General features: G+C 58.5%; 3 protein-coding genes. 1 reads left to right on the forward strand and 2 read right to left on the reverse strand.

The genetic code is table 11. The features are described 5' to 3' along the window. Positions 1-129: 129 nt before the first annotated feature. Together VGP75_RS05340 and VGP75_RS05345 are read right to left on the reverse strand one after the other, a co-directional pair. Positions 130-465, reverse strand: a complete 336-nt coding sequence (locus tag VGP75_RS05340) for a hypothetical protein (protein ID WP_327542663.1) — start codon at positions 463-465, stop codon at positions 130-132. An 84-nt stretch (positions 466-549) separates the two neighbouring features. Then, the gene (locus tag VGP75_RS05345; RefSeq protein WP_327542664.1) at positions 550-1,011 is read right to left on the reverse strand and encodes an Lrp/AsnC family transcriptional regulator; all 462 of its coding nucleotides are present in this window, start codon (positions 1,009-1,011) and stop codon (positions 550-552) included. Between the two features lie 135 nt (positions 1,012-1,146). Between VGP75_RS05345 and VGP75_RS05350 the strand changes: the two genes are divergently transcribed. Continuing rightward, the coding region (locus tag VGP75_RS05350; protein WP_327542665.1) for a precorrin-2 dehydrogenase/sirohydrochlorin ferrochelatase family protein at positions 1,147-1,764 on the forward strand (618 nt) is incomplete at its 3' end.

A 1,764-nucleotide genomic window follows, 5' to 3' on the forward strand; every position in this document is an offset into this window, starting at 1 on the left:
GAAACTGGCGACCTCATCGGCAGGAAGTACAGGGTTACCCGCTGCACTGCTGCCAGCGAAGGACGGCGTGGTGAAGGCCGTCATCGCCGCCACCAAAAGGGCAAAAAACCGTTTCATTATGGCCACCCCTTAGTCCAACCGTGGTGGCGCATCAGGCGCCACACATGGTGCTGTATGCATGGTCTGGCAGGTGCCCAGTCCCGTCTCAAGCGCCTGAGTGCCAGCTGCGACAGAAGTGGTCCCGACACTCTCAATCGCCGCGCCCGTCACCGAAAGCGCGGCCCCTGTGGCGATGATGGGCACGGCCGAGACGGTCGCGGCACCCGATGCCACTGCCGCCGCGCCATGACTGGCGGCTTCAGCGCTGTGGTTGGCGGATTGGGCGGTATGCTGGGTGCTGGGTGCGGCACAGGCCGCTGCCAAAGCAAGTGTTGCGAGGGTAACTGTGGTCTTGATCGTCTGCATGGTGTCTCTCCAAATATGAACAGTGTTCACACTCGTAGAGCGCCCCATGCGCCGCTGTCAATACATTTTTTGAACGCCGTTCATTTATAGTGGCAATGCCACCGTCGATTTAATCTCTTCCATCGACAAAAGTGCTGTCACATTATGCACTTTCACCTCGGAAATCAGGGCTTGATAGAACGTGTCATAGGCCCGCGCGTTCCGGACGCGCACCTTTAAAATATAGTCAATATCCCCTGCCAAACGATGCGCCTCTTGCACTTCAGGCCGTGACTTCAATGCCTTGAGGAACCGCCCCTGCCACTCTGCGTCATGCTCGGACGTGCGGATCAGGACAAAGAAACAGGCCTCAAACCCAAGCGCCTCGGCATCGAGTAAGACTGTGTGCTGGCCGATCACCCCCGCCTCGCGCAATTTGCGAATGCGATTCCAAACAGGCGTCTTGGAGGACCCCACAGCCTTGGCGATATCGTCCAGCGATTGCGCCGCATCCGCCTGAAGTGCCGCTAAAATCTTCCGGTCTGTGGCGTCTATGCGTACCGACATTCTTAAATCCCCTCAATCATAGGACGGGCAGTCCAATTTTGCAGCAAGGCAGAACGTACGTCCTTAACTGGCATCATGGGGAGGCAAATAGCAGAACGATGTTCTATATTGAAGATAAGAAATTTGAGGTTCGCTATGAAGCATTTCCCGATCTTCCTTGCCGTAGAAGGCCGCCGCATCGTTCTGTCGGGCGGTGGTGATGCCGCAATGGCCAAGCTGCGTTTGCTGATGAAGACCGAGGCGCATCTGACCGTCATCGCCGCCGAGATCGCACCCGATATCCGCAAATGGGCCGATCAGGGCAAGCTGCGGATTATCGAGCGCGCCATGGAGCCAGGTGACGCACTTTGCGCTGCGCTGTTCTATGGCGCCAATGAGGATGACGCCGAAGACGCCCGCGTGGCCGCGATTGCCCATGCCGAGGGCGCTTTGGTCAATATCGTCGACAACCTTGCCGACAGCCAGTTTATCACCCCTGCGATTGTTGATCGCGACCCTGTCACGATCGCGATTGGAACCGAAGGTGCCGCCCCCGTTCTTGCTCGCGCAATCAAGGCTGATCTTGAAGCACGGCTGCCCACGTCGCTGGGTGTGCTTGCGCGGATCGGCAAGACCTTCCGCCACGCGGTTGATGTGCTGCCGATGGGCCGCAAGCGCCGTGATTTCTGGTCGGCCTTTTACTTCGGCACAGGCCCCAAAGCGCTGGCCGATGCAGGCGAACAGGCGGTTGTCCCCGCACTGGAAAGCCTTCTG

This window comes from Yoonia sp., from assembly GCF_036007805.1.
Classification (GTDB): Bacteria; Pseudomonadota; Alphaproteobacteria; order Rhodobacterales; family Rhodobacteraceae; genus Yoonia.